Source organism: Pseudomonas sp. NPDC007930, assembly GCF_042958985.1.
GTDB lineage: Bacteria > Pseudomonadota > Gammaproteobacteria > Pseudomonadales > Pseudomonadaceae > Aquipseudomonas.
The window spans coordinates 289,926-311,764 of the sequence record NZ_JBIBKC010000002.1 but is presented as its reverse complement, the minus strand read 5'-3'; the positions used below and the strand labels follow the sequence as shown (position 1 = coordinate 311,764).

Here is a 21,839-nt window from a genome sequence, read left to right as displayed (position 1 = left end):
CTCTCCGCGAGCGCGCCCGGCCAGCGGGCGCAGAAGCCGGTTTACTGCTGGACCAGGCCGAATTCCTGGGCCAGCGCCTTGTACTGGGCGACTTGTTGCTTCACGTAGGTGTCCAGTTCCGGGCCGGTCATGGCGAAGGGGAACAGCTCGCGCTGGTCGCGCAGCTTGGCGAATTCATCCGAGGCCAGCAGTTTGTCGAACGAGGCCTTCCACCAGGCGTAGTCTTCGTCGCTGACCTTCGGCCCCAGGTAGAAGCCGCGCACCACCGGCCACTCGATGTCGTAGCCCTGCTCTTTGGCGGTGGGGATGTCTTTCATCGCCGGTTCATCGAGGCGCTCTTTGGAGAACACCGCGAGGATGCGCATGTCACCGCTTTCGATGTGCGGCATGGAGTCGGAGATGTCGGTGCTGCCCACCTGGATGTGGCCGCCGAGCAACGCGGTGGCGATTTCGCCGCCGCCTTCGAGGGCCACGTAGCGCAGCTTGCGCGGGTCGATGCCGGCGGCCTTGGCGATCAGCGCGGTTTGCATCCAGTCCTGGCTGCCGACGGTGCCGCCCGAGCCGATGACCACGTTGCCGGGGTCTTTTTTCAGGGCCTGGACCAGGTCGTCGAGGTTTTTGTAGGGCGAATCCTTTTTCACCGCGATGGCGCCGTAGCTGGTGCCGACCGCCGCCAGCCAGCGCACGGCGTTCTCGTCGAAACGGCCGAACTTGCCTTGGGCGAGGTTCAGCAGCGAGCCGCTGGACCACGCCACCAGGGTGCCGGCATCGCCTGGGCGCTGGGCCACCACCGCGTTGTAGGCCACCGCGCCGACGCCGCCGGGCATGTAGGTCACGCGCATGGGTTTGCTGAGGATCTTGCTGTCGACCAGCGCGCTTTGCGCCAGCTTGCAGGTGAGGTCGAAGCCGCCGCCAGGTGAGGCCGGGGCGATGCATTCAGGGCGTTTGGGTTCGTCGGCGGCCAGCAGCGGTTGGGTGAACAGGGCGCAGCCGATGGCCAGTGCGAGGGGGCGCAGGAAGGTCTTCATGACATCTCCGAGTCTTGTTGTTTTTGTGCGAATCGGTGGGGCCCATGGAAGGGCCGTAGGGCGAACCTACCCGGCGAACCTTTCAGCAGCCTTTCAATGGAAACACTTTGTCATAACCCTTCCCCCGGCAGGGAACCTCGGTAAACTCCGCCCAACCTGCTTGCATGATGGAGAACAACAATGCGTGTGCTGCTGGTCGAAGACCACCTGCCCCTGGCCGACAGCGTGGCCCAGGCGCTCAAGGGCGCCGGTTTGACCGTCGATGTGCTGCACGATGGCATCGCCGCCGACCTGGCCCTGGCCAGCGAGCAATATGCCTTGGTGATCCTCGACGTGGGCTTGCCGCGGCTCGATGGCTTTCAGGTGTTGGCGCGGCTGCGTGACCGTGGGCAAAACCTCCCAGTGCTGATGCTCACTGCCCGCAGCGACGTGAAAGACCGCGTGCACGGGCTGAACCTGGGCGCCGACGACTACCTGGCCAAGCCGTTCGAGCTGAGCGAGCTGGAAGCGCGGGTCAAGGCCATGCTGCGCCGCACCGTGCTTGGCGGCGAGCGCCAGCAACGCTGTGGGCCGCTGGTGTACGAGGTCGACAGCCGCCGCTTCACACTGGGCGAGCAGCCGCTGAGCCTCACCTCCCGCGAGCAGGCCGTGCTCGAGGCGCTGATTGCCCGGCCTGGGCGGGTGATGAGCAAGGAGCAACTGGCCGGGCAGGTGTTCGGCCTGGACGAAGGCGCCAGCCCCGACGCGATCGAGATCTACGTGCACCGCCTGCGCAAGAAGCTCGGCCAGGAGGTGGCGATCGTCACCTTCCGCGGCCTCGGCTACCTGCTGGAAAGCCGCGATGCTTGAGGCCGCCCGCGCCGGCAGCCTGCGCTGGCGGCTGCTGCGCAACCTGGTGGCGCTGCTCACCTTGCTGATGCTGGCCAGTGGCTTATCGGCCTACTGGAACGGCCGCCAGGCTGCCGACACCGCCTACGACCGCACCCTGCTGGCCTCGGCGCGGACCATCGCCGCCAACCTCACCCAGCGCGACGGCAGCCTCAGCGTCGACGTGCCCTACGTGGCCCTGGACACCTTCGCCTACGACAGCGCCGGGCGCATTTACTACCAGGTCAATGACATCCACCAGCGGTTGATTTCCGGTTACGAAAACCTGCCGCCACCACCGGCCAACACCCCGCGCACCGACAGCTACCCGGCCCTGGCGCGCTTCTACAACGCCCGCTACCTAGGCCAGAACGTGCGCGTGGTGAGCCTGCTCAAGGCGGTCAGCGAGCCGAACATGACCGGCATGGCCGAGATCCGCGTGGCCGAAACCGAAGAAGCCCGCGTGCGCATGGCCCGTGACCTGATGGCCGACACCCTGCTGCGCCTGGGCATGCTCGGCGCCGGCGCGGTGCTGCTGGTGTGGATCACCGTCAGCGGTGCGCTGCGCCCGCTCGAGCGTCTGCGCCGCTCGGTGGAAGAGCGCCGCCTCGACGACCTGCGGCCGTTGCCCCGTGAGGATGTACAGCGCGAGCTGGAGCCGCTGGTGCAGGCCCTGGATCATTTCACCGAGCGCCTGCGCGAGCAGTTCGAGCGCCAGGGGCAGTTCATCGCCGAGGCCGCCCACGAGCTGCGCACGCCGCTGGCGGCGCTGAAGGCGCGGATGGAGCTGGGCCTGCGCCAGCCCGAGCTGTGGCAGCAAACCCTGCGTGACAGCGTGGCCGGCACCGACCGCCTGGCCCACCTGGCCAACCAGTTGCTGTCGTTGGCGCGTATCGAGCACGGCGCGCGGGTGATCGCCGAAGGCGGCGCCCAGCACCTCGACCTGCGCGTCGTGGCCCGCGAACTGGGCCTGGCGATGGCCGCGCTGGCGCACAAGCGTGGCGTCAGCCTGGCGCTGGAGGCTGACCAGGAAGTGAGCGTGCGCGGCGAGCCGACCCTGCTCCACGAGCTGATCAGCAACCTGCTCGACAACGCCCTGGCCCATACCCCGGCCGGTGGCAACGTCACATTGCGGGTGCTGGCGCCGGGTGTGCTGGAGGTGGAAGACGACGGCCCGGGCATCCCGCTGAATGAGCGCGAGCGGGTATTCGAGCGTTTTTACCGCGGTACCGCCCAGGGCGCCGGGTTGGGCCTGGCGATCGTCGGCGAGATCTGCCGCGCGCACCGGGCGCAGATCAGCCTGCATGATGGCGCGGCAGGCGGCTTGCGGGTGCGGGTGACCTTCCCCTGAGGCCGCCTAGGCCAGCATCGCCTTGGCCTCGACCACCTCGCTGCCCGACAGCGGCGGGTCGAGGAACTCCATGCCCATGCGCTGATAGGCCGGCAGCTTGCTCATGAACAGGCGCTGCTCGACGGGCTTGTTCAACAGGGCGGCCATCTGCACCACGTCGGCGTAGTCGGCCTGGGGTTGCTCGCGCTCGTATTCGAGGTGGAACAGCGGCACCTCGGCCAGGGCGCGGGGGAACTCCCAGCGGCGCAGGATCTTGCTGCCGATCACCGGGTGGATGCTCTCGATGATGTGGTTCAGGCACACCGGGTCGGCCAGCAGGTCGTTGTGGTCTTCGGCGTAGGTGAGGATCGGCAGCACGCCGATCAGGTGCACCATCCCCGCCAGCGCGGCCTGGTCGGCCTTGAGCTTCTGAGTGCGCCGGCACAGCTCGTAGGCCAGCCCCGCCACCGCCACGCTGGTCGCCCAGCTGTCGCGCATCTTGCGCTCTACCACCGGCGAGCGGGCGTTGAAGATCTGTTCGATCACCAGCCCCACGGCCAGGTTGCAGGTGTAGTTCACCCCCAGCCGGGTGATCGCCGTGTGCAGCGTGGTGACCTCGACCTGGCTGCGCAACAGCGGGCTGTTGACCACTTTGATCAGCCGCGCGCTGAGCGCGGTGTCGCGGCCGATCACCCGGCTCAGTTCGGTCACGCTCACTTCGCTGTCTTCGGCGGCCTTGCGGATTGCCAGGGCGACTTCCGGAAGGGTCGGCAGCATGAGGGTGTCCCGCTCGATGGCTTCGAGCAGGTCGGCTTGAACCGTTTCAGCTAGCGTGTTGATCATTGCCTGGCACCTTGTGCAGCCCTAGCGCTGGATCTCGCGATCGCGATCGAGCTCATAGGGCAGGTCTAGCACTTCCAGCGCCGTCTCGCCTGCTTCGCCCAGATGAATGTTGCCGTCCACGGCCGCATCGGCCTGCAACACACCCAACAACTCGACGCCATCGCCAGCGCGCGCGGCCAGCACCACTTCGCCCACCGCGCTGCTGTGCACCGGCGAGAACAGCGGCGTGCCCGGCGCCGGCACTTGGCTGCCGGGCAGGCGCAGGCGGTACTGGCGGCGTTTGAGCTTGCCCAGGTACTGCATGCGCGCGACGATTTCCTGGCCGGTGTAGCAGCCCTTCTTGAAGCTCACCCCACCCACCGCCTGCAGGTTGATCATCTGCGGGATGAACAGCTCGCGGGTTTGCTCGAACACCTGGCCCACGCCGGCACGAATCTGCCCCAGCAGCCAGGCGCCGAGCGCGGCGGCCTCAAGGTGTTGCCCCAGCACTTGCTCGGTGGCCGCGGCGGCCGCCGCCGGCACCCACAGTTCGGCGCGCCCGGGCGATACGCGGATCGCCAGGCAGTCGCCGGCGCGGGCCACCGCATGGGCTTCGGCCGGCAGCGCCAGGCCCAGCGCCGCCAGCGCGGCGTCGCCGCCGTGCAGGCCGAAGCGCTGCCATTGCGCGCTGTCGTCGCTGAGGGTGGCCTTGGAGAACACCGCGTATTTTTTCAGGTCGGCCAGTTGCGGCTGCAGCAGCTCGCTGGCCATTGCCAGCAGGCAGCCGTCGGCGTGCAGCACGATGCCGAAGCTCGACTGCATGCGCCCCTTGGGCGTGCAACGGGCGCCCAGGCTGGCGTGGGTGTCGTCGAGGTAGTTGAGGTTGCAGGTCAGTTGCCCCTGCAGGAATTTGCGCGCGTCCGAGCCGCGAACGGCAAGCACGCCCTCATGGGACAAAGGGCAGTAAAAGGCAGAATCGGCCATGGGCACAGGGCACTCTTCAATAATGCAGGCCATCATAAAGGCCACCGGGGAAAAAACCTACCGCGCGCCGAATAACATTGTCACGCCCGCGGCTTACCGATGGCGTGCCAGCGGCCGGGGGCGCCTGTATACTGGCGGCCTTTTCGAGGAGGGCCCCATGGTCGACCGTGTAGAACTCAACCGCCTTTTCTGGCACAGCCGCCGTGGCATGCTCGAGCTCGACGTACTGCTGGTGCCGTTCGTCCAGGAAGTGTACGCCACCCTCAACGACGTCGACCGCGCCCTCTACGTGCGCCTGCTCGAATGCGAAGACCAAGACATGTTCGTCTGGTTCATGGAGCGCGGCGAATCCGAAGACCCTGAGCTGCAGCGCATGGTCCGGATGATCCTGGACCGTGTCCAACCCAAGTAACCCCTTCGAATGCCGCTGGGGCCCTTCGCCCTGGCTGCAGCGGGGGTTTGCCGGCGTCGCTTTCTGTTCATTGCTCGCCGCCTTCGCTTTGGCGCTGCCGGCTTGGCCGCGCCTGCTTGTGGTACTGGCGTTGCTCGCCGCGGTCGCCTGGGTGCTGCCGCGCCAGCTGTGGCTGTCGCACCCGGCGGCGGTCACTGGCCTGCGCCGCGAGGGCGAGCGCTGGTGGCTGTTCAGCCGCGCCCGGGGCTGGCACCTGGCGCAGTTGCGGCCGGATACCGTGGTGATGCCGGGGTTGGTGATCCTGCGTTATCGCCTGCCTGGGCAGTGGTGGGTGCGCAGCCAATGCGTGCCGGCGGATGCCATGGCCGCCGAGGCTCATCGCCGGTTACGGGTGCGGCTGGGGTTCAGCCGGCGGCGTTTTTCACAAGTTTAGGGCCTAGCAACACCGCTAAGCCCGTGGGCCGGCTGTGCCGTAATGTTGTTCACTTAAGCGATTTCAGGGCTTCATGGAGGGGATCAATCTGTGAGCTCTGCTGAATGTGTGCATGAGCTTCAGGGCCTATCGCCCGGCACAGCCGGCCTCCCACCGTGTAAGTACTTGATTTACGGGGTAACACAGAACCCGTGGGAGGCCGGCTGTGCCGGGCGATAGGCCTGTCGCTGTTACGCCGACACTCGAATATTCCCCAACACCACCGGCCGCGCCCACGCTTCGTCGAATTGCAACTCGAACTGCTGGTTGGCCATTTCTTCGGGCGGGTAGGGCGTGTTCGGCGGCGGCAGCAGGCTGGCGTCGAATTCGGCGATCGGCAGGTACAGCGAGCGCGGCGCTGGGCCGGGGCCTGGGGTGGGAATGGGTTTGCCGTATTTCATCACCACCGGGCGCGCCCAGGCTTCGTCGAATTGCAGCTCGTATTGCTGCTGGGCGATGTCTTCCGGCGGGTAGGGGGTGTTCGGCGGCGGCAGCAGGCTGGTGTCGAATTCCGCCTTGGGCAGGAACAACGGCTCTGGCGGCAGCAACTGGCGGTCGCTGATCGGCAGGTTGCGCTGCAGTTGGATCTCCTGCAGCGTTTGGCTGCCGCTCAAGGGCTCGCCATCGGGGCCGATCACTTCCGGCAGGGTGAACACCTCGGCACTGCCATCGGCCGGCACGTCGCCACGCCGCTCAGCTTGGGCGCGGGCGAAGAAGTCCTGCCACAGCGCGCTGTTGCCGCTGAGGGTCTGGACGTTGCGCTGGCTGAAATTCCCAACCGGGCGAACGAAGCCTGTCGGGGTAAAGACGAGGTCGGGCATGGCGTCAGGGCACGTGGGTTCTGGCAAAATACCGGTCTTGGTGAGTATCGGCCATTTGCGCGGCTGCTTTAACAGCCTTGGGAAACTTTAATGCAAGAGCGACAAACGGCGCCCTGCCTGCAGGTACAGGCGCTGGGCCCGGCCTTTGAAGGCCCGGCACAGGCCCTGGCGGCACACTTGGGCCTGCCGATGTTCGATGGCCAGGCAGAGCTGGCCCTGCAACTGGGCGAGGCCGGGCTGCAACTGCAGCAACTGGGCCCGCAGGCGCCGGGCTCGGTGCGGGTCGATTTCGTCGAAGGCGGCGCGGCGCACCGGCGCCAGTTCGGCGGCGGCAGCGGGCAAATGATCGCCAAGGCCGTGGGCGTGCAGCCCGGGGTGAGGCCGCTGGTGCTCGACGCCACCGCTGGCCTGGGCGGCGATGCCTTCGTGCTGGCCTGCCTGGGCTGCGAGATGCACCTGCTGGAGCGCCAGCCAGTGGTCGCCGCGCTGCTGGCCGATGGCTTGGCGCGGGCCGCCGCGGACGCCGGCACCGCGCCGATCGTGGCGCGCATGCGCCTGCGCCAGGGCAATGCCATCGAGCACATGGCGCAGTGGGCCGGCACCCCGCCGCAGGTGGTCTATCTCGACCCGATGTTTCCGCACCGTGACAAAAGCGCCCTGGTGAAAAAGGAAATGCGCCTGTTTCGCCCCTTGGTCGGCGACGACCTCGACGCCCCCGGGCTGTTGCAGGCGGCCCTGGCGCTGGCCAGCCACCGGGTGGTGGTCAAGCGCCCGCGCAAGGCGCCGGCGATTGACGGGCCCAAGCCGGGGCTGGTGCTCGAGGGTAAGTCGAGCCGCTACGACATCTACCCGCTCAAATCACTGAAGCCTCTGTAACGGGTTTTTCCGCGGGTGGGTTGTTGTCCGAATTTTTACGTATATGGAAAGACTCTTTGCTTATTGTGCCGTTTATGTTGGCGTAGCGAACCATTAGGCTGCTTACTTTCCCTGACCGTGAGGGGAAGGTTCAGCCTGATGAATAAGGACACGCGTGCATGAACACTACGTTGATCGGCTGGCTGGGCGCCGCCGCGCTCGGCCTGGCCACCCTAGGCAGCGCACAGGCCGCCGAGATCACCGGCGCCGCCGGGATCACCGGCCAGGGCGACATGACCTACCGCCTGGGCATGGGTTGGAAGTGGGATAAACAGTGGTGGCAAAGCTCCGCCGGCCACCTGACTGGCTACTGGGACCTGGGCTACACCTACTGGGAAGGTGGCGACCAGGCCTCCGGCCGCCATGCGCTGTCGTTCTCGCCGGTGTTCGTTTACGAGTTCGGCCATGGCTACTACAAGCCGTTCGTCGAGGCGGGGATTGGCGTGTCGGTGTTCTCCGGCGCCGAGGCCGGCGACCAGAAGCTGGGTTCGGCGTTCAACTTCGAAGACCGTATCGGCTTCGGCCTGAACCTGGGGGATACCCAGCGGGTGGGGCTGCGGGCGATTCACTATTCCAATGGCGGGATCAAAGAACCGAACGACGGGATCGAGTCGTACTCACTGTTCTATAGCCATAGCCTGTAGTGCGTTGAAGGCCCCTCAGCCCTGTGGGATGCCGTGGCCTGGCATCCCGGCCGAAGGGGCCTTGATGCCGGCTCACGCGGCTTCAGTCTTCCCCGCCGAGGCCAGGCGCTTCTGAAGGTACAGCGCCAGCGCCTTCTGCTGGCCCGCATCGAGAAACAACCCCAGCTTGGTCCGGCGCCAGAGGATGTCTTCGGCGCTGCCGGCCCACTCCTGCGCGCACAGGTAATCCACCTCACGCGCGCTCAACCCGGCACCGAAATCCTCGCCCAGGCCGGCGGCATCGTTCACCCCCTCGAGCAGTCCCCAGGTGCGTGAACCGTAAGTGCGTGCCCAGCGCAAGGCCAGCGGCTGTGGCACCCACGGCTGGCGCCCGCGAATTTCCGCGGCCAGGGCCTGCGGGGTGTCCATGCCTTCGCCGCCGGGCAGCGGCGCCTTGGCCGTCCAACTGCCCTTCATTTGGGTGAAGAACGGCAGCAACTCGGCCATCGCCGATTCGGCCAGCTTGCGGTAGGTGGTCAGCTTGCCGCCGAACACCGACAGCAACGGCGGTTCACCGCCTTCGGCATTGAGCGACAGGGTGTAGTCGCGGGTGATCGCCGAGGGGTTGTCGGACTCATCGTTGCACAGCGGGCGCACGCCCGAGTAGGTGCGCAGGATGTCGGCCCGCGACAGCTGATGTTTGAAGTGGTTGTTGATCACCGTGAGGATGTAATCGGTCTCTTCCTCGGTGATCGCCACCTTGGCCGGGTCCCCGGTGTATTCGCGGTCGGTGGTGCCGATCAGGGTGAACTGGTCGAGGTAGGGGATGGCAAACACGATGCGTTTGTCTTCGTTTTGCAGAATGTAGGCGTGGTCGCCCTCGTACAACCGCGGCACGATCAAGTGGCTGCCCTGGATCAGGCGAATACCGTAGGCGGAGGGCAGTTGCAGGTCTTCGCGGATCAGCTTGGCCACCCAAGGGCCGGCGGCATTGACCAGCGCCTTGGCGCGCAGCGAAAACAGGCTGCCGTCGGCGCGTTCGAGGTTCACATGCCACAGGCCGTTGGCGCGCCGTGCGCTCACGCAGCGGGTGCGAGTGTGGATGTGCGCGCCGAGGTCGCGGGCGGCCATGGCGTTGAGCACCACCAGGCGGACGTCGTCGACCCAGCAGTCGGAATATTCGAAACCGCGCTTGAGTTCGGCCTTCAACGGGTTGCGCGGGCCAAAGCGCAGGCTGCGCGAGGCGGGCAGTTTTTCCCGCTTGCCGAGGTGGTCGTACAAAAACAGCCCGGCGCGGATCATCCAGGCGGGGCGCAAGTGCGGCTGGTGCGGCAGCACGAAGCGCAGCGGCTTGACGATGTGCGGTGCCTTGGCCAGCAGTACCTCGCGTTCCGCCAAGGCTTCGCGCACCAGGCGGAATTCGTAGTGTTCCAGGTAGCGCAGGCCACCGTGGATCAGCTTGCTGCTGGCCGAGGAGGTGTGCTGGGCGAGGTCGTCCTTTTCGCACAGGAACACCGACAGCCCGCGCCCGGCGGCGTCGGTGGCAATGCCCACGCCATTGATGCCGCCGCCGATCACGGCCACGTCATAGACTTCAGCCAGGGGTGGGGTGTTTTGCAGGGTATGCGGCATCGGGCAGGCCTCCAGCGGTTCGCTGCGTGGTCGGCTTCGCAAGGCAGTGAAACCGAACATCAATGTTCATTTTCGAAAATGGTAGCTCAATAAAACGCACCTTGCCAGCCACCTTCGATTGAAAGTTCTGATCAAAGTGCACAGAAAAAGAACATTTGCGAACATCGCCGCCTGGCTGAACAGGCGGCGCGAGAGCGGTCAGACCACTTCCAGGCGGACCTTGTGCTGATTGAGTACGTCGATCAGCGAGGGGGTGGGGGCGGTGTCGGTGACCAGGCAGTCGACCAGCCCGATCGAACCCAGCCGCACCATGGCGTTGCGGCCGAACTTGCTGGAGTCCGCGGCGAGGATTACCTGCCGGGCGTTGGCGATGATCGCCTGAGACACGCGAACTTCCTGGTAATCGAAGTCGAGCAGGCTGCCGTCTTCTTCGTCGATGCCGCTGATCCCCACCAGCGCGTAGTCGACCTTGAACTGATGAATGAAGTCGACGCTGGCCTGGCCGACCACGCCGCCGTCACGGCGCACGGTGCCGCCGGCCAGCAGCACTTCGAAGTCGTCCTTGCCGCTGAGGATCGAGGCCACGTGCAGGTTGTTGGTGATCACCTTGAGCTGGCTGTGGTTGAGCAGCGCGCGGGCGATGCATTCGGTGGTGGTGCCGATGTTGATGAACACCGAGGCGTGGTCGGGGATCTGCTGGGCGACCTTGTCGGCGATGCGCTGTTTTTCGTCGCGCATCTGGTCGGCGCGCATGGCGTAGGCGGTGTTCTCGATGCTCGAGTCGTAGGCGGCACCGCCGTGGTAGCGGCGCAGCAGGTTGGCTTCGGCCAGTTGGTTGATGTCACGCCGAATGGTTTGCGGGGTGACCACGAACTGCTGGGCCATTTCTTCGATGCTGACGTAACCGCGTTCGCGCACCAGCTCGAGGATCTGTTGCTGGCGGGGGGGCAGGTTCATGGGCGGTCCTTGGGCTGCCTTGGGGTGCGGGCATGATGCCGCAGGGCTGCCCTGTAGGACAATCCGCCGGCCACCTCAATACACCGCGAGCACCTCGTAGTGCTGCCCGCCGCCGACGGCCAGCTTCACCTCAGCGCCTTCGCCCTGGCCGTGCAGCGCTTGGCCCAGGGGGGATTGGCTGGTGATCACCAGGCACGGGCCGGCTTCGCAGGTGCCCTGCAGGCCCGCGGCGTCCGGGCCAAGGAACACCCAGCGTTCACGGCCCTGGCCATCGGCCAGGTGCACCAGGTCGCCGGTGCGGATGCCCAGCTCCGCAGCATGGGGGGCCACCACCAGCGCGCGAAAGCGCTGTAGCGCCTGGGCGATTTCCTCAAGCCGGCGGGCCTGGCCGTGGGCCAGGTAAGAGGCCTCCAGGCCGCGGGTGTCGTACTTGTTCTCGGCTTTGCTCTCTTCGTGGGTGGCCGCCTCACGGGCGGTTTGCACCGCCCGCAGCAGTACCTCGTGGTCTTGCGCGAGGGTGGCGATCAGGCGGCCGAGCAGGGCGTGCTTGTCCATTTAATTGCAGAACCTGGCCACGTTTTCGCGGTTTTGTTCGTTGGGGGCGTTGCGCGATTGCTCCAGCCAGAACTGGCACTGGGGGTTGCCCTGGTTGCTGGCATCGGCCCGCGCGGCGCGCTCCACCTGGCGCAGCTCCTGGCTGTGGAGGTTCTGCTGGTATTGCTGGAACATCGCTTCGCTGCTGGCTGGCGCGGCAGGCGGCGCAACGTTGCCCGGGCCCGTGGGCGCGGCTGCCGGTGGCGTTGCCAGGCGGGTCACGGCGGCCAACGGCGCGGCCACCTGCGGGCCCCACTGGCGCCAGGCCAGCCAGCCGGTCAGGCCAATGGCGATGAAGCCCAGCCACAGCCCCAGGGCAATGCCCAGGGCCAACTGCAAGGGGTGTAGGCGTGTGTTCATGGCGGCTCCGCACGGCGTTCAACGGAAGGCCATTGTCGCACAGCGCTGCCAGGCTTGGCCCGGCCCGCGCCAGCCGGCACAATGCCGGGCTTGTTCTCGCCGATGGCCAAACCGATGACGCACAGCTGGGATATTTTCTGCAAAGTGGTGGATAACTACGGCGACATCGGGGTGACCTGGCGCCTGGCGCGGCAGTTGGTGGCCGAGCACGGCCTGGCCGTGCGGCTGTGGGTCGATGACCTCACCCCCTTTGCCCGCTTGTGCCCCGGGGCCAGCGCCAGCGCCGCGCAGCAGTGGCAGGCGGGGGTGGATGTGCGCCAGTGGCCGGCGCAATGGCAGCCGGTGGAGGTCCCTGGGGTGGTGATCGAGGCCTTTGGCTGCAAGCTGCCCGAAGCCTATGTGGCCGCGCTGGATGCCCGTAGCGAACGGGCGCTGTGGCTGAACCTCGACTACCTGAGCGCGGAAACCTGGGTTGGCGGCTGCCATCGCTTGCCGTCGTTCTGGGCCAAGGGTTACCAGAAGTTTTTCTTCTTCCCAGGGTTTCGCGAAGACACCGGTGGCCTGCTGCGCGAGGCGGCCCTGCTGGCCAGCCGCCAACAGTTCGACCGGGCCGGGTTTCTCGCCAGCCTGGGGGTGCGGCCGGCTGCTGGCACGCTGCTGTGTTCGCTGTTCGCCTACGAAAACCCGGCCCTGGGCAGTTGGCTCGAAGGCTTGGCCGCCAGCCCGCGGCCTGTGCACCTGTTGGTGCCGCAGGGGCGCATCGAGGCGGGCGTGGTGGCCTGGCTGGGCGAGCCGCTGGCGGTGGGCACGCCGCTGCAACGGGGCGCGCTGGTGGTCCAGGCGCTGCCGTTCGTCGAGCAGGATGCCTACGACCGCTTGCTCTGGGCCTGTGACTTCAACGCCGTGCGCGGTGAAGATTCCTTCGTGCGCGCGCAGTGGGCCGGGCGGCCATTGCTGTGGCACATCTACCCCCAGGAAGAAGACGCCCACCGCGTCAAGCTCGAGGCGTTTGTGCAGTTGTACAGCGAGGCGTTGAGCGCGCCGGCGCGCCAGGCCTGCGCCGCCCTGCAAGATGCCTGGAACTTCAATGGCGACATGGCCAGCGCCTGGGCCGGCTACCTGGCCTGCCACGCCGAGCTGGCCGCCCACGCCGAAGATTGGTGCGCGGCGCTTGCCGCTCGGCCGGACCTTGCCACGGAACTGGTGCAATTTCACCGAGATTGGCTATGATACGCGGCTTGAATTTGTCATCACCCCCACCGAATCCGGAATTTTGTAATGAAAACTGGTAAAGAGCTGAAACCCGGTACCGTACTGCGCATCGACAACGATCCATGGCTGGTACAAAAGGCTGAGTTCACCAAGTCGGGTCGCAACAGCGCGATCATGAAGACCAAGCTGAAGAACCTGCTGACCGGTTACAAGACCGAAACCGTTTACTTCGCCGACGACAAGCTCGACGACGTGATCCTGGACCGCAAGGAAGCCACCTTGTCGTTCATCAGCGGTGACAGCTACACCTTCATGGACACCACCGACTACACCATGTACGAGCTGAACGCCGAAGACATCGAGGCCGTTCTGCCGTTCATCGAAGAAGGCATGACCGACGTCTGCGAAGCCGTGTTCTTCGAAGAGCGCCTGGTATCGGTAGAACTGCCGACCACCATCAGCCGTAAAGTGACCTACACCGAAAACGCTGCCCGTGGCGACACCTCCGGCAAGGTCATGAAGCCTGCCAAGCTGGCCAACGGCACCGAAATCCAAGTCGCTGACTTCATCGAAATCGACGAATACATCGATATCGATACCCGCGACAGCTCCTTCAAAGGCCGTACCAAGAAGTAAGCCTTTGCCAGGAACATAAAAAACCCGCTCAGTTGAGCGGGTTTTTTGTTGCCGAGTGTTTTACACCGACACGTGCAGGCGTACGTCTACATTGCCGCGGGTGGCGTTGGAGTAAGGGCACACCTGGTGGGCCGCCTCGACCAGCGCTTGCGCCGTGGCCTGCTCCAGGCCTGGCAGGCTAATGCGCAGGTCGATGTCCAGGCCGAAGCCGCCTTCGATCTTGCCGATGCCGACGTTGGCGGTAATGCTCGCCTCGGCGGGCAGGCTTTGCTTCTGCTGGGCGGCGACGAACTTCAGCGCGCCGATGAAGCAGGCCGAGTAGCCCGCGGCGAACATTTGCTCGGGGTTGGTGCCTTCACCGCCCGCGCCGCCGAGTTCCTTGGGGGTTGCCAGCTTGACGGCGAGCTGGTTGTCGCTGGAAGTGGCGCGGCCGTCACGGCCCCCAGTGGCGGTGGCGGTGGCGACGTAGAGGACTTCGATGGACATGGGTTTGCTCCTGTTCAGTTGTGTGCAAATATTTAGTGCGCTAAGTACATGGGTATAATGTATCCGCCACTTGTTTAGCGCGCAAGGTAGTTGAGAGTTGAAGCCGACGAACGGCTGTTCGCCGGCGGCAGTGGCCGCGCTTACAGCGTGCCTTGAAGGTTCCCGCGCAGGGCGAGCAGTTCATGCTGCAGGGCCTTGAGGGTGTCAGCGCTCATGCCACTGGCGGCGAGAATACAGCGTGGCAGTTCCTGCGCCCGTTGCTTGAGGGCAATGCCCTGCTCGCTGAGGTTGACGATGACCACGCGCTCGTCGTCCTTGCTCCGGGTACGGCTGAGCAACCCTTCGCTTTCAAGGCGTTTGAGCAAGGGGGTGAGCGAGCCAGGGTCGGTCAGCAGGCGGTTGCTGATTTCACCCACGGTGAGCCCGTCGCGCTCCCACAGCACCAGCATCGCCAGGTATTGCGGGTAGGTCAGGCCAAGCGCCTGCAGCAGCGGTTTGTACACCTTGGTCATCAACAGCGAGGTTGAATACAAGGCGAAACACAACTGGTTATCCAGCAGCAACGGGTCGTTGCCCGTGGGGGGCGTAGCAGGATGGTCGGGTTTCATGCTGTTCCTTCAATGCGGTGCGCTGTGAGCGCAGTGCCAATGCCTTGGTGATCGCCCATGTATTGAGTGTGCCAGCGAACGCTACCGCGCTCCATGCGCGTTTGCCCGGCACCTGAAAATTCGAGCGGTGCAGCGCTTCAGAAGTTCGCTAAATGTTGCTTGGCTGTAGGCCTCGGCACTCAGAAACCCCGCGGGCTGCAGCCCTTCAGCGCTTGAAACCGTCGGCGATATGCCCGGCCAACGCGTCTATCATCGGCGACGCGCTGGCCGGGTTGCGCAGCAGCATCACGTTGGCCAGGGGCAACTGCGGCAGCCCGTCGGCCTCGCCGAGTACCCGCAGGTCCGGGGTGATCAGGCTTTGCAGCTGCGCGGTGACCGCCAACCCGGCGCTGACCACCGCCATGATCGCCGCCAGGCTGGGGCTGGTGTAGGCCACCCGGTAGGGGCGTTGCAGGGTATCGAGGGCGTTGCACGCCCAGGCCCGGCAGAAACAGTCGGTGTTGAACATCGCCAGCGGCATCGGGCTTTGCTGGTGGGGTGTGAAACCCGCCGCCTCGGCCCAGACAAACCGCTCTTGGCGCAACAACTGGCCCATGCCTTCGCCGGGCTGGCGGGTGACGATCGAGAGGTCGAGGTCGCTGCGCTGCAGCAGCTGTTTGGAGGTTTCACAGTGCACCTCGACCTGCACCAACGGGTAGGCCTGGGCAAACCCGGAGAGAATCCCCGGCAAGAAGCGCATGGCGTAGTCATCCGGGGTGCCGATGCGCACCGTGCCGACCATCTGCGGTTCACGCAGGGTGTTGATCACCTCACTGTGCAGCTTGAGAATACGCCGCGCGTAGCCCAACAGCACCTGCCCTTCGGCAGTCAGGCGCACTTGGCGGCCGTCGCGCTCGAACAGCTGGCGTTGCAGCACGTCTTCCTCGAGCCGCTTCATTTGCATGCTCACCGCCGATTGGGTGCGGTTGACCTTTTCCGAGGCTTTGGTAAAGCCGCCCTCGTCGGCGATGGCGACGAAGGTGCGCAACACTTCGGAGTCGATGCTTTGGTAGTGAGACATTGATCAATCTCCGAGATGGGTTGCATAAGAAACATTCGTTGGATTGATCATACGCCCGGGCCGACACTGGCGCCATCCACTTCAGGAGGGCACCACGATGAAACGCCAACAAGGTTATGCACAGGTCGGCTTCGGCCAGGCTTTTATCCACAGCGGCGCGCGCGTGCTGCGCTGGTTCGAGCTGTACCGGCAGCGGCGGCAGTTGGCCCAGTTGAGCGATACGGCGCTCAAGGACCTGGGCTTGAGCCGGGCAGATATCCTTACCGAGAGCGAGCAGCCGTTCTGGAAAGACCCACTGAACAAAGGGTAGGGTAGGGGCAAGCCCCCCAAGGAACGCTTGCCATGCCCGTGCTCGAGTTAACCCCCCTGCAAGCCCGCCGCGTGGCACTGGCTGCCCAAGGTTTTGCGCCACGGGCGCGCGGGGTGCAGCCCAAGCACTTGCTGGCAATGCTCGAACGCCTTGGCGCACTGCAACTGGATTCGGTCAATGCCGTGGTGCGCTCGCATTACCTGCCGCTGTTTTCCCGCTTGGGGGCTTATTCCCGTGAGGCGCTGGACCAACTGGCCTGGGGCAACCGCCGCCAGCAGCGGCTGTTCGAAGCCTGGGGCCATGAAGCCTCGCTGTTGCCGCTCAGCCTGCAGCCATTGCTGCGCTGGCGGCACGCGCGGGCGGCGCAGGGCGAGGGCATTTACCAGCAACTGGCGCGCTTTGGCCGCGAACAGCCCGAGGTACTCAGCCGGGTGCTCGATCAGGTCGCCAGCCATGGCCCAGTGGGGGCTGGCGCCTTGAATACCCGCGAGGAAAAAGCCGGGCCCTGGTGGGACTGGAGCCAGGAGAAAATGGCCCTGGAATGGTTGTTCGCCGCCGGCGAGGTGTGCGTGGCCAGCCGCCGTGGGTTTGAGCGCCTGTACGACCTGCCCGAGCGAGTGCTGCCCGCCCAGGTGCTGGCCCAGGCCACCCCTACCGAGGCCGAGGCGCAGCGTGGGCTGCTGCTGCACGCCGCCGGCGCCTTGGGCGTGGCCACGGAAAAAGACCTGCGCGATTACTTCCGCCTGAGCCCCGCCGACTGCAAGGCGCGCCTGGCAGAGCTGGAGGAGGAGGGCAGCCTGCTGCGCTGCAGCGTGCGCCATTGGCAGCCACCCGCCTGGTGCCTGCCCGGCCTGAAGGTGCCGCGCAAGGTGGTGGCCAGCGCGTTGTTGTCACCGTTCGATTCGCTGTTGTGGGCCCGCGAGCGGGTAGAGCGGCTGTTTGAATTCCGCTATCGGCTGGAGTTCTACGTGCCGGCGGCGCGGCGCACCTACGGCTACTACGTGATGCCATTTTTGCACGGCGAGCGCATCGAGGCGCGGGTCGACCTGCGCGCGGACCGCGCCAGCGACACCCTGCTGGTGCACGCGATACACGAAGAAAGCGTGGGCCTGGATGCCCAGGCCCGTGACGCACTCGGCCAGCAACTGCGGGCGCTGGCCGACTGGCTAGGGTTAACGCACCTTGCCCTGGGTGGGTAGCAGTTCTTCTTTGGCGAAGTCGTCAACGTCGATCACCTTGCGCCGCGCGGCTTCGGCCTGCCGCAACTGCAACCCTTCGGCAGCCTGCAGCACGCCGGCGTCGACTGCGGCGTCGATCGGGTTTTCCCCAGGCAGCGGGCGCAACTGGCCGCTTTTCAGCGCACTGTGCAGTTTGCGCTGCAGCGGCGCGGCGGCGTCGAGCAGGTCGCAGGCCACCTGCAGGGCGCCTACCGCGTCATCCGCGGCGTGCGGCCGGTAGCAGCCTTCAAGCAACGCCTCGAGGGTGGGGTCGCCCTGCGGCTGGCCGATCACTTGCGCCGCCTGGGCATCGAGTGCATCGCTGGTGCCGCGGTGGCGACGGCCAAAGGGGAACACCAGGACCCGCAGCAGCGCGCCGAGTACCCGGTTGGGGAAGTTGTCGATCAGCTTGTTCAGGGCTTCCTCGGCCTTGCCCAGGCTTTCTTCCAGGGCCCAGCGCACCAACGGCCGCAGGTGCTCGGGGGCGTTCAGGTCGTGATAGCGCTTGAGCGCGGCGCTGCTCAGGTAGAGGTGGCTGAGCACGTCGCCCAGCCTCGCCGACAGCCGCTCGCGGCGCTTCAGGCCGCCGCCGAGGAGCATCATGGTGAGGTCCGCAACCAAGGCGAAAGCCGCGGCCTGGCGGTTGAGCGCGCGGAAATAGGTTTGGCTCAGGTGGTCCCCCGGCTGGCGCTCGAACACGCCCAGGCCCAGGTTCAACACCAGGGTGCTGCAGGCATTGCCGAAGGCGAAACCCAGGTGTTCGAGCAGCAGTGCGTCGAACCCCTCGAGTGCGCGGCGGGGGTCTGGCTCCTGGGCCATGGCCATTTCGCGCAGCACGAACGGGTGGCAGCGGATCGCCCCCTGGCCGAAGATCATCAGGTTGCGCGAGAGGATGTTAGCCCCCTCGACGGTGATGAAGATCGGCGCGCCCAGCCAGTTGCGCGCCAGGTAGTTGTTGGGGCCCATGATGATGCCCTTGCCGCCGTGCACGTCCATGGCGTGGGCGATGCACTCGCGGCCGCGCTCGGTGAGGTGGTACTTGAGGATGGCCGACAGCACCGAGGGTTTTTCACCCAGATCTACCGCGTTGGCGGTCAGGATGCGCGCGCCGTCCATCAACCAGGCGTTGCCGGCGATGCGCCCCATGGATTCCTGGATGCCCTCGAAGGCCGCGAGCGGCACGTTGAACTGCTCGCGAATGCGTGCGTACTGCCCGGTGACCAGGCTGGTGTACTTGGCCATGCCGGTGCCCACCGCGGGCAGGGAGATCGAGCGGCCCACCGACAGGCAGTTCATCAGCATCATCCAGCCCTTGCCGAGCATCGACTGGCCGCCGATCAGCTGTGTGAGCGGCACGAATACGTCGGTGCCGCTGTTCGGGCCGTTCATGAACGCCGCGCCCAGGGGCAGGTGGCGGCGGCCGATGTTCACCCCGGGGGTATCGGTGGGGATCAGCGCCAGGCTGATGCCCAGGTCGGTGTGCTCGCCCAGCAGGTGGTCCGGGTCATAGGCTTTGAACGCCAGGCCCAGCAGGGTCGCCACCGGGCCGAGGGTGATGTAGCGTTTTTCCCAGGTCAGGCGCAGGCCGAGCACTTCCTCACCGTGCCACTGGCCTTTGCAGACGATACCCACGTCGGGCATGGCGCCGGCATCGGAGCCGGCCATCGGCCCGGTCAGCGCGAAGCAGGGAATCTCCTGGCCCTGGGCCAGGCGCGGCAGGTAGTAGTCGCGTTGCTCATCGGTGCCGTAGTGCAGCAGCAGTTCGGCCGGGCCCAGGGAGTTGGGCACCATCACCGTGGAGGCCAGGTCGCCGCAGCGGGTGGCGAGCTTCATGGCGACCTGGGAGTGGGCATAGGCGGAAAAGCCCTTGCCGCCGTACTGTTTGGGGATGATCAAGGCGAAGAAGCCATGGGCCTTGATGTGTGCCCAGGCCTCGGCTGGGAGGTCCATGGCCTGGCCAACCTGCCAGTCAGTGAGCAGCGCGCACAATTCATCGGTGGGGCCGTCGATGAAGGCTTGCTCCTCGGCGGTGAGTTGCGCCTTGGGGTAGTTGAGCAGGGTGTGCCAGTCTGGCCGGCCGCTGAACAGCTCGCCATCCCACCACACGGTGCCGGCATCGATCGCCTCGCGCTCGGTGCTCGACATGGGCGGCAGGGTTTTGCGGAACCAGGCGAACAGGCGCCGAGTGAACAGCACCTGGCGCACCTGCGGCAACCACACGAAGGCGGCCACCAGCGCCCACAACACCCAGGCGAACAACTGCCAGCCGGCGTGATGCCGGCCCAGCAGGGCCCACACCACCAGGTACGCGGCGACGATGCCCAGGGCCGGCCCCGCGGCGGTACGGCGGTGGCCCAGCCAGGCCACACCCAACAGCAGAACGACGATCCACAGCAACAGCATAGGTTTACCTCCCGGGCCCAGCGCTACGCGATCCCAGCAGCGTAGACGGTTTGCCCGCGCGCGGGCGTTTGGCTAGTGACTGCATGTTGCGGCGGGGAGTTCGAGCCAAGCGCAGGGCGTTTCGGCCCGATGGCCGGCGTAAACAGCAGGCAACCCGGGGGAATCAGCGCGCGGCCTTGATAGTCACTATCAATGGGTATTGCTGTACTTATGCGGCGATCCCACGCAACATTAAGTTATAAATAAATATTGCAAAGGCATTTTTCGCCCTCATCCTTGCGCCCCTCACTGCCTGTTAACGCCTCTAAGAAGTGAAGCCTGACATGACCTCAGCACTGTCCATTCGGCAGCTCACCAAGACCTACGGCAACGGTTTCCAAGCCCTCAAGGGTATCGACCTTGATGTTGCCGAAGGCGATTTCTTCGCCCTGCTCGGCCCCAACGGGGCGGGCAAGTCCACCACCATCGGCGTGCTCTCCACGCTGGTGAACAAAACCAGCGGCAGCGTCAACGTGTTCGGCCATGACCTGGACCGCTCGCCGGCCCAGCTCAAACGCTCGATCGGCGTGGTGCCGCAGGAATTCAACTTCAACCAGTTCGAAAAAACCTTCGACATCGTGGTCACCCAGGCCGGCTACTACGGCATCCCGCCGAAGGTGGCCAAGGAGCGCGCTGAGCGCTACCTCACCCAACTGGGCCTGTGGGATAAGCGCGATACGCCGTCGCGGGCGTTGTCGGGCGGGATGAAGCGCCGGCTGATGATCGCCCGGGCGTTGATCCACGAGCCGCGGCTGTTGATTCTCGACGAGCCCACCGCCGGCGTGGACATCGAGCTGCGCCGCTCGATGTGGACCTTCCTCAGCGAGCTGAACCGCCAGGGCACGACGATCATCCTGACCACCCACTACCTCGAGGAAGCCGAGCAGCTGTGCCGCAACATCGGCATCATCGACCACGGCACCATCGTGCAGAACACCAGCATGCGCAAGCTGCTGGGCAAGCTGAACGTCGAGACCTTCCTGCTTGACCTGCGCCATGACCTGGCCACCGCGCCGGTGCTGGAGGGCTACCCCAGCCGGCTGGTCGATGCCCACACCCTCGAAGTGCAGGTCGACAAGAAAACCGGCATCACCTCGCTGTTCGGCCAACTGGCGGTGCAGCAGATTGAAGTGGTGAGCCTGCGCAACAAAACCAACCGGCTGGAGGAGTTGTTCGTGTCACTGGTGGAAAAAAACCTGGCGAAGGTGGCCCTATGAGCGAGTTGTCCGCCAACATGGTGGCGATGAACACCATCGTTTACCGGGAAGTGCGCCGCTTCATGCGGATCTGGCCGCAAACCTTGCTGCCGCCGGCCATCACCATGGTGTTGTACTTCGTCATCTTCGGTAACCTCATCGGCCGGCAGATCGGCGGCATGGGCGGCTTCACCTACATGCAGTACATCGTGCCGGGGCTGATCATGATGTCGGTGATCACCAACTCCTATGGCAACGTGGTATCGAGTTTCTTCGGCGCCAAGTTCCAGCGCTCGATCGAAGAACTGATGGTATCGCCGGTGTCGCCGCACACCATTCTTATCGGCTACACCCTGGGCGGCGTGCTGCGCGGGCTGGCGGTGGGGTTGATCGTCACGCTGCTGTCGTTGTTCTTCACCGACCTGCAGGTGCACCACCTGGGCATCACGGTACTGGTGGTGGTGCTCACGGCGACGATCTTCTCGCTGCTGGGCTTCGTCAACGCGGTGTTCGCGCGCAACTTCGATGATATTTCGATCATCCCGACCTTCGTGCTAACGCCGCTGACCTACCTGGGCGGGGTGTTCTATTCGATCAACCTGTTGCCGCCGATCTGGCAGACCATCTCCCTGGCCAACCCGGTGTTGCACATGGTCAACTCGTTCCGCTACGGCATCCTCGGGGTTTCGGACATCAGCATCGGCACCGCGGTGACCTTCATGCTGGCCGCTACCGTGGTGTTGTATGTGCTGTGCGCGCGCCTGCTGGTCAGTGGCCGGGGGATGCGTTCCTAGCCTTTTACTGCCTGCCCGGCACAGCCGGCGCCACGAAGGTTATGGCGGGCGAGGGCCTCAG

General features: G+C 65.7%; 24 protein-coding genes. 12 read left to right on the top strand and 12 right to left on the bottom strand.

What is annotated here, in order from left to right; genetic code table 11:
- Positions 1-41 precede the first annotated feature (41 nt).
- Positions 42-1,028: a tripartite tricarboxylate transporter substrate-binding protein gene (locus tag ACFZCE_RS05880; RefSeq protein ID WP_390936933.1), complete on the bottom strand. Its 987-nt coding sequence runs from the start codon at positions 1,026-1,028 to the stop codon at positions 42-44.
- A 180-nt stretch (positions 1,029-1,208) separates the two neighbouring features.
- On the opposite strand from ACFZCE_RS05880, the gene ACFZCE_RS05875 reads away from it, so the two are divergent.
- Positions 1,209-1,877, top strand: coding sequence for a response regulator (locus ACFZCE_RS05875; protein WP_390936931.1), 669 nt, complete (start codon positions 1,209-1,211; stop codon positions 1,875-1,877).
- Entirely contained in the window at positions 1,870-3,246 is a 1,377-nt protein-coding gene (locus ACFZCE_RS05870) for a sensor histidine kinase N-terminal domain-containing protein (RefSeq protein WP_390936929.1), read from the top strand. Before ACFZCE_RS05875 ends, ACFZCE_RS05870 begins: the two co-directional genes overlap by 8 nt.
- A 6-nt stretch (positions 3,247-3,252) precedes the next feature.
- On the opposite strand, the gene ACFZCE_RS05865 is transcribed toward ACFZCE_RS05870, so the two are convergent.
- The gene (locus tag ACFZCE_RS05865) at positions 3,253-4,065 is read right to left on the bottom strand and encodes an HDOD domain-containing protein (RefSeq protein ID WP_390937494.1); all 813 of its coding nucleotides are present in this window, start codon (positions 4,063-4,065) and stop codon (positions 3,253-3,255) included.
- A 24-nt stretch (positions 4,066-4,089) separates the two neighbouring features.
- Positions 4,090-5,031, bottom strand: a complete 942-nt coding sequence (locus ACFZCE_RS05860; RefSeq protein ID WP_390936927.1) for a YgfZ/GcvT domain-containing protein — start codon at positions 5,029-5,031, stop codon at positions 4,090-4,092.
- A gap of 157 nt (positions 5,032-5,188) precedes the next feature.
- Between ACFZCE_RS05860 and ACFZCE_RS05855 the strand changes: the two genes are divergently transcribed.
- Together ACFZCE_RS05855 and ACFZCE_RS05850 are read left to right on the top strand one after the other, a co-directional pair.
- A complete protein-coding gene (locus tag ACFZCE_RS05855; protein WP_390936926.1) occupies positions 5,189-5,443 on the top strand; it encodes a succinate dehydrogenase assembly factor 2 in 255 nt (84 codons plus the stop codon).
- Complete coding sequence (locus ACFZCE_RS05850; protein WP_390936924.1) at positions 5,427-5,876, top strand: protein YgfX; 450 nt, start codon at positions 5,427-5,429, stop codon at positions 5,874-5,876. Before ACFZCE_RS05855 ends, ACFZCE_RS05850 begins: the two co-directional genes overlap by 17 nt.
- A 230-nt stretch (positions 5,877-6,106) precedes the next feature.
- On the opposite strand, the gene ACFZCE_RS05845 is transcribed toward ACFZCE_RS05850, so the two are convergent.
- Positions 6,107-6,736: an energy transducer TonB gene (locus ACFZCE_RS05845; protein WP_390936922.1), complete on the bottom strand. Its 630-nt coding sequence runs from the start codon at positions 6,734-6,736 to the stop codon at positions 6,107-6,109.
- A 90-nt stretch (positions 6,737-6,826) separates the two neighbouring features.
- On the opposite strand from ACFZCE_RS05845, the gene ACFZCE_RS05840 reads away from it, so the two are divergent.
- Together ACFZCE_RS05840 and ACFZCE_RS05835 are read left to right on the top strand one after the other, a co-directional pair.
- Complete coding sequence (locus ACFZCE_RS05840) at positions 6,827-7,612, top strand: class I SAM-dependent methyltransferase (protein ID WP_390936920.1); 786 nt, start codon at positions 6,827-6,829, stop codon at positions 7,610-7,612.
- A gap of 158 nt (positions 7,613-7,770) precedes the next feature.
- The gene (locus tag ACFZCE_RS05835; protein WP_390936918.1) at positions 7,771-8,295 is read left to right on the top strand and encodes an acyloxyacyl hydrolase; all 525 of its coding nucleotides are present in this window, start codon (positions 7,771-7,773) and stop codon (positions 8,293-8,295) included.
- 72 nt (positions 8,296-8,367) lie between these two features.
- On the opposite strand, the gene glpD is transcribed toward ACFZCE_RS05835, so the two are convergent.
- From glpD to ACFZCE_RS05815, 4 genes are all read right to left on the bottom strand, one after another.
- A complete protein-coding gene (gene glpD / locus ACFZCE_RS05830) occupies positions 8,368-9,906 on the bottom strand; it encodes a glycerol-3-phosphate dehydrogenase (RefSeq protein ID WP_390936916.1) in 1,539 nt (512 codons plus the stop codon).
- Positions 9,907-10,104: 198 nt separating this feature from the next.
- Positions 10,105-10,863 carry a DeoR/GlpR family transcriptional regulator gene (locus tag ACFZCE_RS05825; RefSeq protein WP_390936915.1) on the bottom strand — a complete coding sequence of 253 codons (759 nt, stop codon included), beginning with the start codon at positions 10,861-10,863 and terminating at the stop codon, positions 10,105-10,107.
- 75 nt (positions 10,864-10,938) lie between these two features.
- Complete coding sequence (locus ACFZCE_RS05820; RefSeq protein WP_390936913.1) at positions 10,939-11,418, bottom strand: transcription elongation factor GreAB; 480 nt, start codon at positions 11,416-11,418, stop codon at positions 10,939-10,941.
- A complete protein-coding gene (locus tag ACFZCE_RS05815) occupies positions 11,419-11,817 on the bottom strand; it encodes a hypothetical protein (RefSeq protein WP_390936911.1) in 399 nt (132 codons plus the stop codon). It lies immediately after the preceding gene.
- 114 nt (positions 11,818-11,931) lie between these two features.
- Here ACFZCE_RS05815 and earP point away from each other — a divergent pair, with 114 nt between their 5' ends.
- A complete protein-coding gene (gene earP / locus ACFZCE_RS05810; protein WP_390936909.1) occupies positions 11,932-13,047 on the top strand; it encodes an elongation factor P maturation arginine rhamnosyltransferase EarP in 1,116 nt (371 codons plus the stop codon).
- A 48-nt stretch (positions 13,048-13,095) separates the two neighbouring features.
- Positions 13,096-13,665, top strand: a complete 570-nt coding sequence (efp, locus tag ACFZCE_RS05805) for an elongation factor P (protein ID WP_390936907.1) — start codon at positions 13,096-13,098, stop codon at positions 13,663-13,665.
- Between the two features lie 60 nt (positions 13,666-13,725).
- Here the strand turns inward: efp and ACFZCE_RS05800 are convergent, their stop codons facing one another.
- The 3 genes from ACFZCE_RS05800 to ACFZCE_RS05790 form a co-directional block, all read right to left on the bottom strand.
- The gene (locus tag ACFZCE_RS05800) at positions 13,726-14,151 is read right to left on the bottom strand and encodes an Ohr family peroxiredoxin (protein WP_390936904.1); all 426 of its coding nucleotides are present in this window, start codon (positions 14,149-14,151) and stop codon (positions 13,726-13,728) included.
- Positions 14,152-14,291: 140 nt separating this feature from the next.
- On the bottom strand, positions 14,292-14,759 hold the full coding sequence (locus tag ACFZCE_RS05795; protein WP_390936902.1) for a MarR family transcriptional regulator: 468 nt from the start codon (positions 14,757-14,759) through the stop codon (positions 14,292-14,294).
- Between the two features lie 205 nt (positions 14,760-14,964).
- The gene (locus tag ACFZCE_RS05790; protein WP_390936900.1) at positions 14,965-15,819 is read right to left on the bottom strand and encodes a LysR substrate-binding domain-containing protein; all 855 of its coding nucleotides are present in this window, start codon (positions 15,817-15,819) and stop codon (positions 14,965-14,967) included.
- A gap of 97 nt (positions 15,820-15,916) precedes the next feature.
- Between ACFZCE_RS05790 and ACFZCE_RS05785 the strand changes: the two genes are divergently transcribed.
- On the top strand, positions 15,917-16,129 hold the full coding sequence (locus ACFZCE_RS05785) for a DUF1127 domain-containing protein (protein ID WP_390936898.1): 213 nt from the start codon (positions 15,917-15,919) through the stop codon (positions 16,127-16,129).
- 32 nt (positions 16,130-16,161) lie between these two features.
- Positions 16,162-17,328 carry a DNA glycosylase AlkZ-like family protein gene (locus ACFZCE_RS05780; protein ID WP_390936896.1) on the top strand — a complete coding sequence of 389 codons (1,167 nt, stop codon included), beginning with the start codon at positions 16,162-16,164 and terminating at the stop codon, positions 17,326-17,328.
- Here ACFZCE_RS05780 and ACFZCE_RS05775 read toward each other — a convergent pair.
- On the bottom strand, positions 17,302-19,749 hold the full coding sequence (locus ACFZCE_RS05775; protein ID WP_390936894.1) for an acyl-CoA dehydrogenase: 2,448 nt from the start codon (positions 19,747-19,749) through the stop codon (positions 17,302-17,304). The two genes, ACFZCE_RS05780 and ACFZCE_RS05775, sit on opposite strands and share 27 nt — an antisense overlap.
- Before the next feature lie 323 nt (positions 19,750-20,072).
- On the opposite strand from ACFZCE_RS05775, the gene ACFZCE_RS05770 reads away from it, so the two are divergent.
- A complete protein-coding gene (locus tag ACFZCE_RS05770) occupies positions 20,073-21,005 on the top strand; it encodes an ATP-binding cassette domain-containing protein (protein ID WP_390936893.1) in 933 nt (310 codons plus the stop codon).
- Positions 21,002-21,778, top strand: a complete 777-nt coding sequence (locus tag ACFZCE_RS05765) for an ABC transporter permease (protein ID WP_390936891.1) — start codon at positions 21,002-21,004, stop codon at positions 21,776-21,778. The genes ACFZCE_RS05770 and ACFZCE_RS05765 overlap by 4 nt, the downstream gene beginning before the upstream one ends.
- The last annotated feature ends 61 nt before the right edge of the window (positions 21,779-21,839 follow it).

Coding starts and splice junctions, on each gene's coding strand:
- glpD (WP_390936916.1), bottom strand. CDS start 9,906: ATGCCGCATACCCTGCAAAACACCCCACCCCTGGCTGAAGTCTATGAC.
- ACFZCE_RS05765 (WP_390936891.1), top strand. CDS start 21,002: ATGAGCGAGTTGTCCGCCAACATGGTGGCGATGAACACCATCGTTTAC.
- ACFZCE_RS05790 (WP_390936900.1), bottom strand. CDS start 15,819: ATGTCTCACTACCAAAGCATCGACTCCGAAGTGTTGCGCACCTTCGTC.
- ACFZCE_RS05815 (WP_390936911.1), bottom strand. CDS start 11,817: ATGAACACACGCCTACACCCCTTGCAGTTGGCCCTGGGCATTGCCCTG.
- ACFZCE_RS05875 (WP_390936931.1), top strand. CDS start 1,209: ATGCGTGTGCTGCTGGTCGAAGACCACCTGCCCCTGGCCGACAGCGTG.
- ACFZCE_RS05880 (WP_390936933.1), bottom strand. CDS start 1,028: ATGAAGACCTTCCTGCGCCCCCTCGCACTGGCCATCGGCTGCGCCCTG.
- efp (WP_390936907.1), top strand. CDS start 13,096: ATGAAAACTGGTAAAGAGCTGAAACCCGGTACCGTACTGCGCATCGAC.
- ACFZCE_RS05825 (WP_390936915.1), bottom strand. CDS start 10,863: ATGAACCTGCCCCCCCGCCAGCAACAGATCCTCGAGCTGGTGCGCGAA.
- ACFZCE_RS05770 (WP_390936893.1), top strand. CDS start 20,073: ATGACCTCAGCACTGTCCATTCGGCAGCTCACCAAGACCTACGGCAAC.
- ACFZCE_RS05860 (WP_390936927.1), bottom strand. CDS start 5,031: ATGGCCGATTCTGCCTTTTACTGCCCTTTGTCCCATGAGGGCGTGCTT.
- ACFZCE_RS05845 (WP_390936922.1), bottom strand. CDS start 6,736: ATGCCCGACCTCGTCTTTACCCCGACAGGCTTCGTTCGCCCGGTTGGG.
- earP (WP_390936909.1), top strand. CDS start 11,932: ATGACGCACAGCTGGGATATTTTCTGCAAAGTGGTGGATAACTACGGC.
- ACFZCE_RS05840 (WP_390936920.1), top strand. CDS start 6,827: ATGCAAGAGCGACAAACGGCGCCCTGCCTGCAGGTACAGGCGCTGGGC.
- ACFZCE_RS05800 (WP_390936904.1), bottom strand. CDS start 14,151: ATGTCCATCGAAGTCCTCTACGTCGCCACCGCCACCGCCACTGGGGGC.
- ACFZCE_RS05820 (WP_390936913.1), bottom strand. CDS start 11,418: ATGGACAAGCACGCCCTGCTCGGCCGCCTGATCGCCACCCTCGCGCAA.
- ACFZCE_RS05785 (WP_390936898.1), top strand. CDS start 15,917: ATGAAACGCCAACAAGGTTATGCACAGGTCGGCTTCGGCCAGGCTTTT.
- ACFZCE_RS05855 (WP_390936926.1), top strand. CDS start 5,189: ATGGTCGACCGTGTAGAACTCAACCGCCTTTTCTGGCACAGCCGCCGT.
- ACFZCE_RS05780 (WP_390936896.1), top strand. CDS start 16,162: ATGCCCGTGCTCGAGTTAACCCCCCTGCAAGCCCGCCGCGTGGCACTG.
- ACFZCE_RS05835 (WP_390936918.1), top strand. CDS start 7,771: ATGAACACTACGTTGATCGGCTGGCTGGGCGCCGCCGCGCTCGGCCTG.
- ACFZCE_RS05870 (WP_390936929.1), top strand. CDS start 1,870: ATGCTTGAGGCCGCCCGCGCCGGCAGCCTGCGCTGGCGGCTGCTGCGC.
- ACFZCE_RS05795 (WP_390936902.1), bottom strand. CDS start 14,759: ATGAAACCCGACCATCCTGCTACGCCCCCCACGGGCAACGACCCGTTG.
- ACFZCE_RS05775 (WP_390936894.1), bottom strand. CDS start 19,749: ATGCTGTTGCTGTGGATCGTCGTTCTGCTGTTGGGTGTGGCCTGGCTG.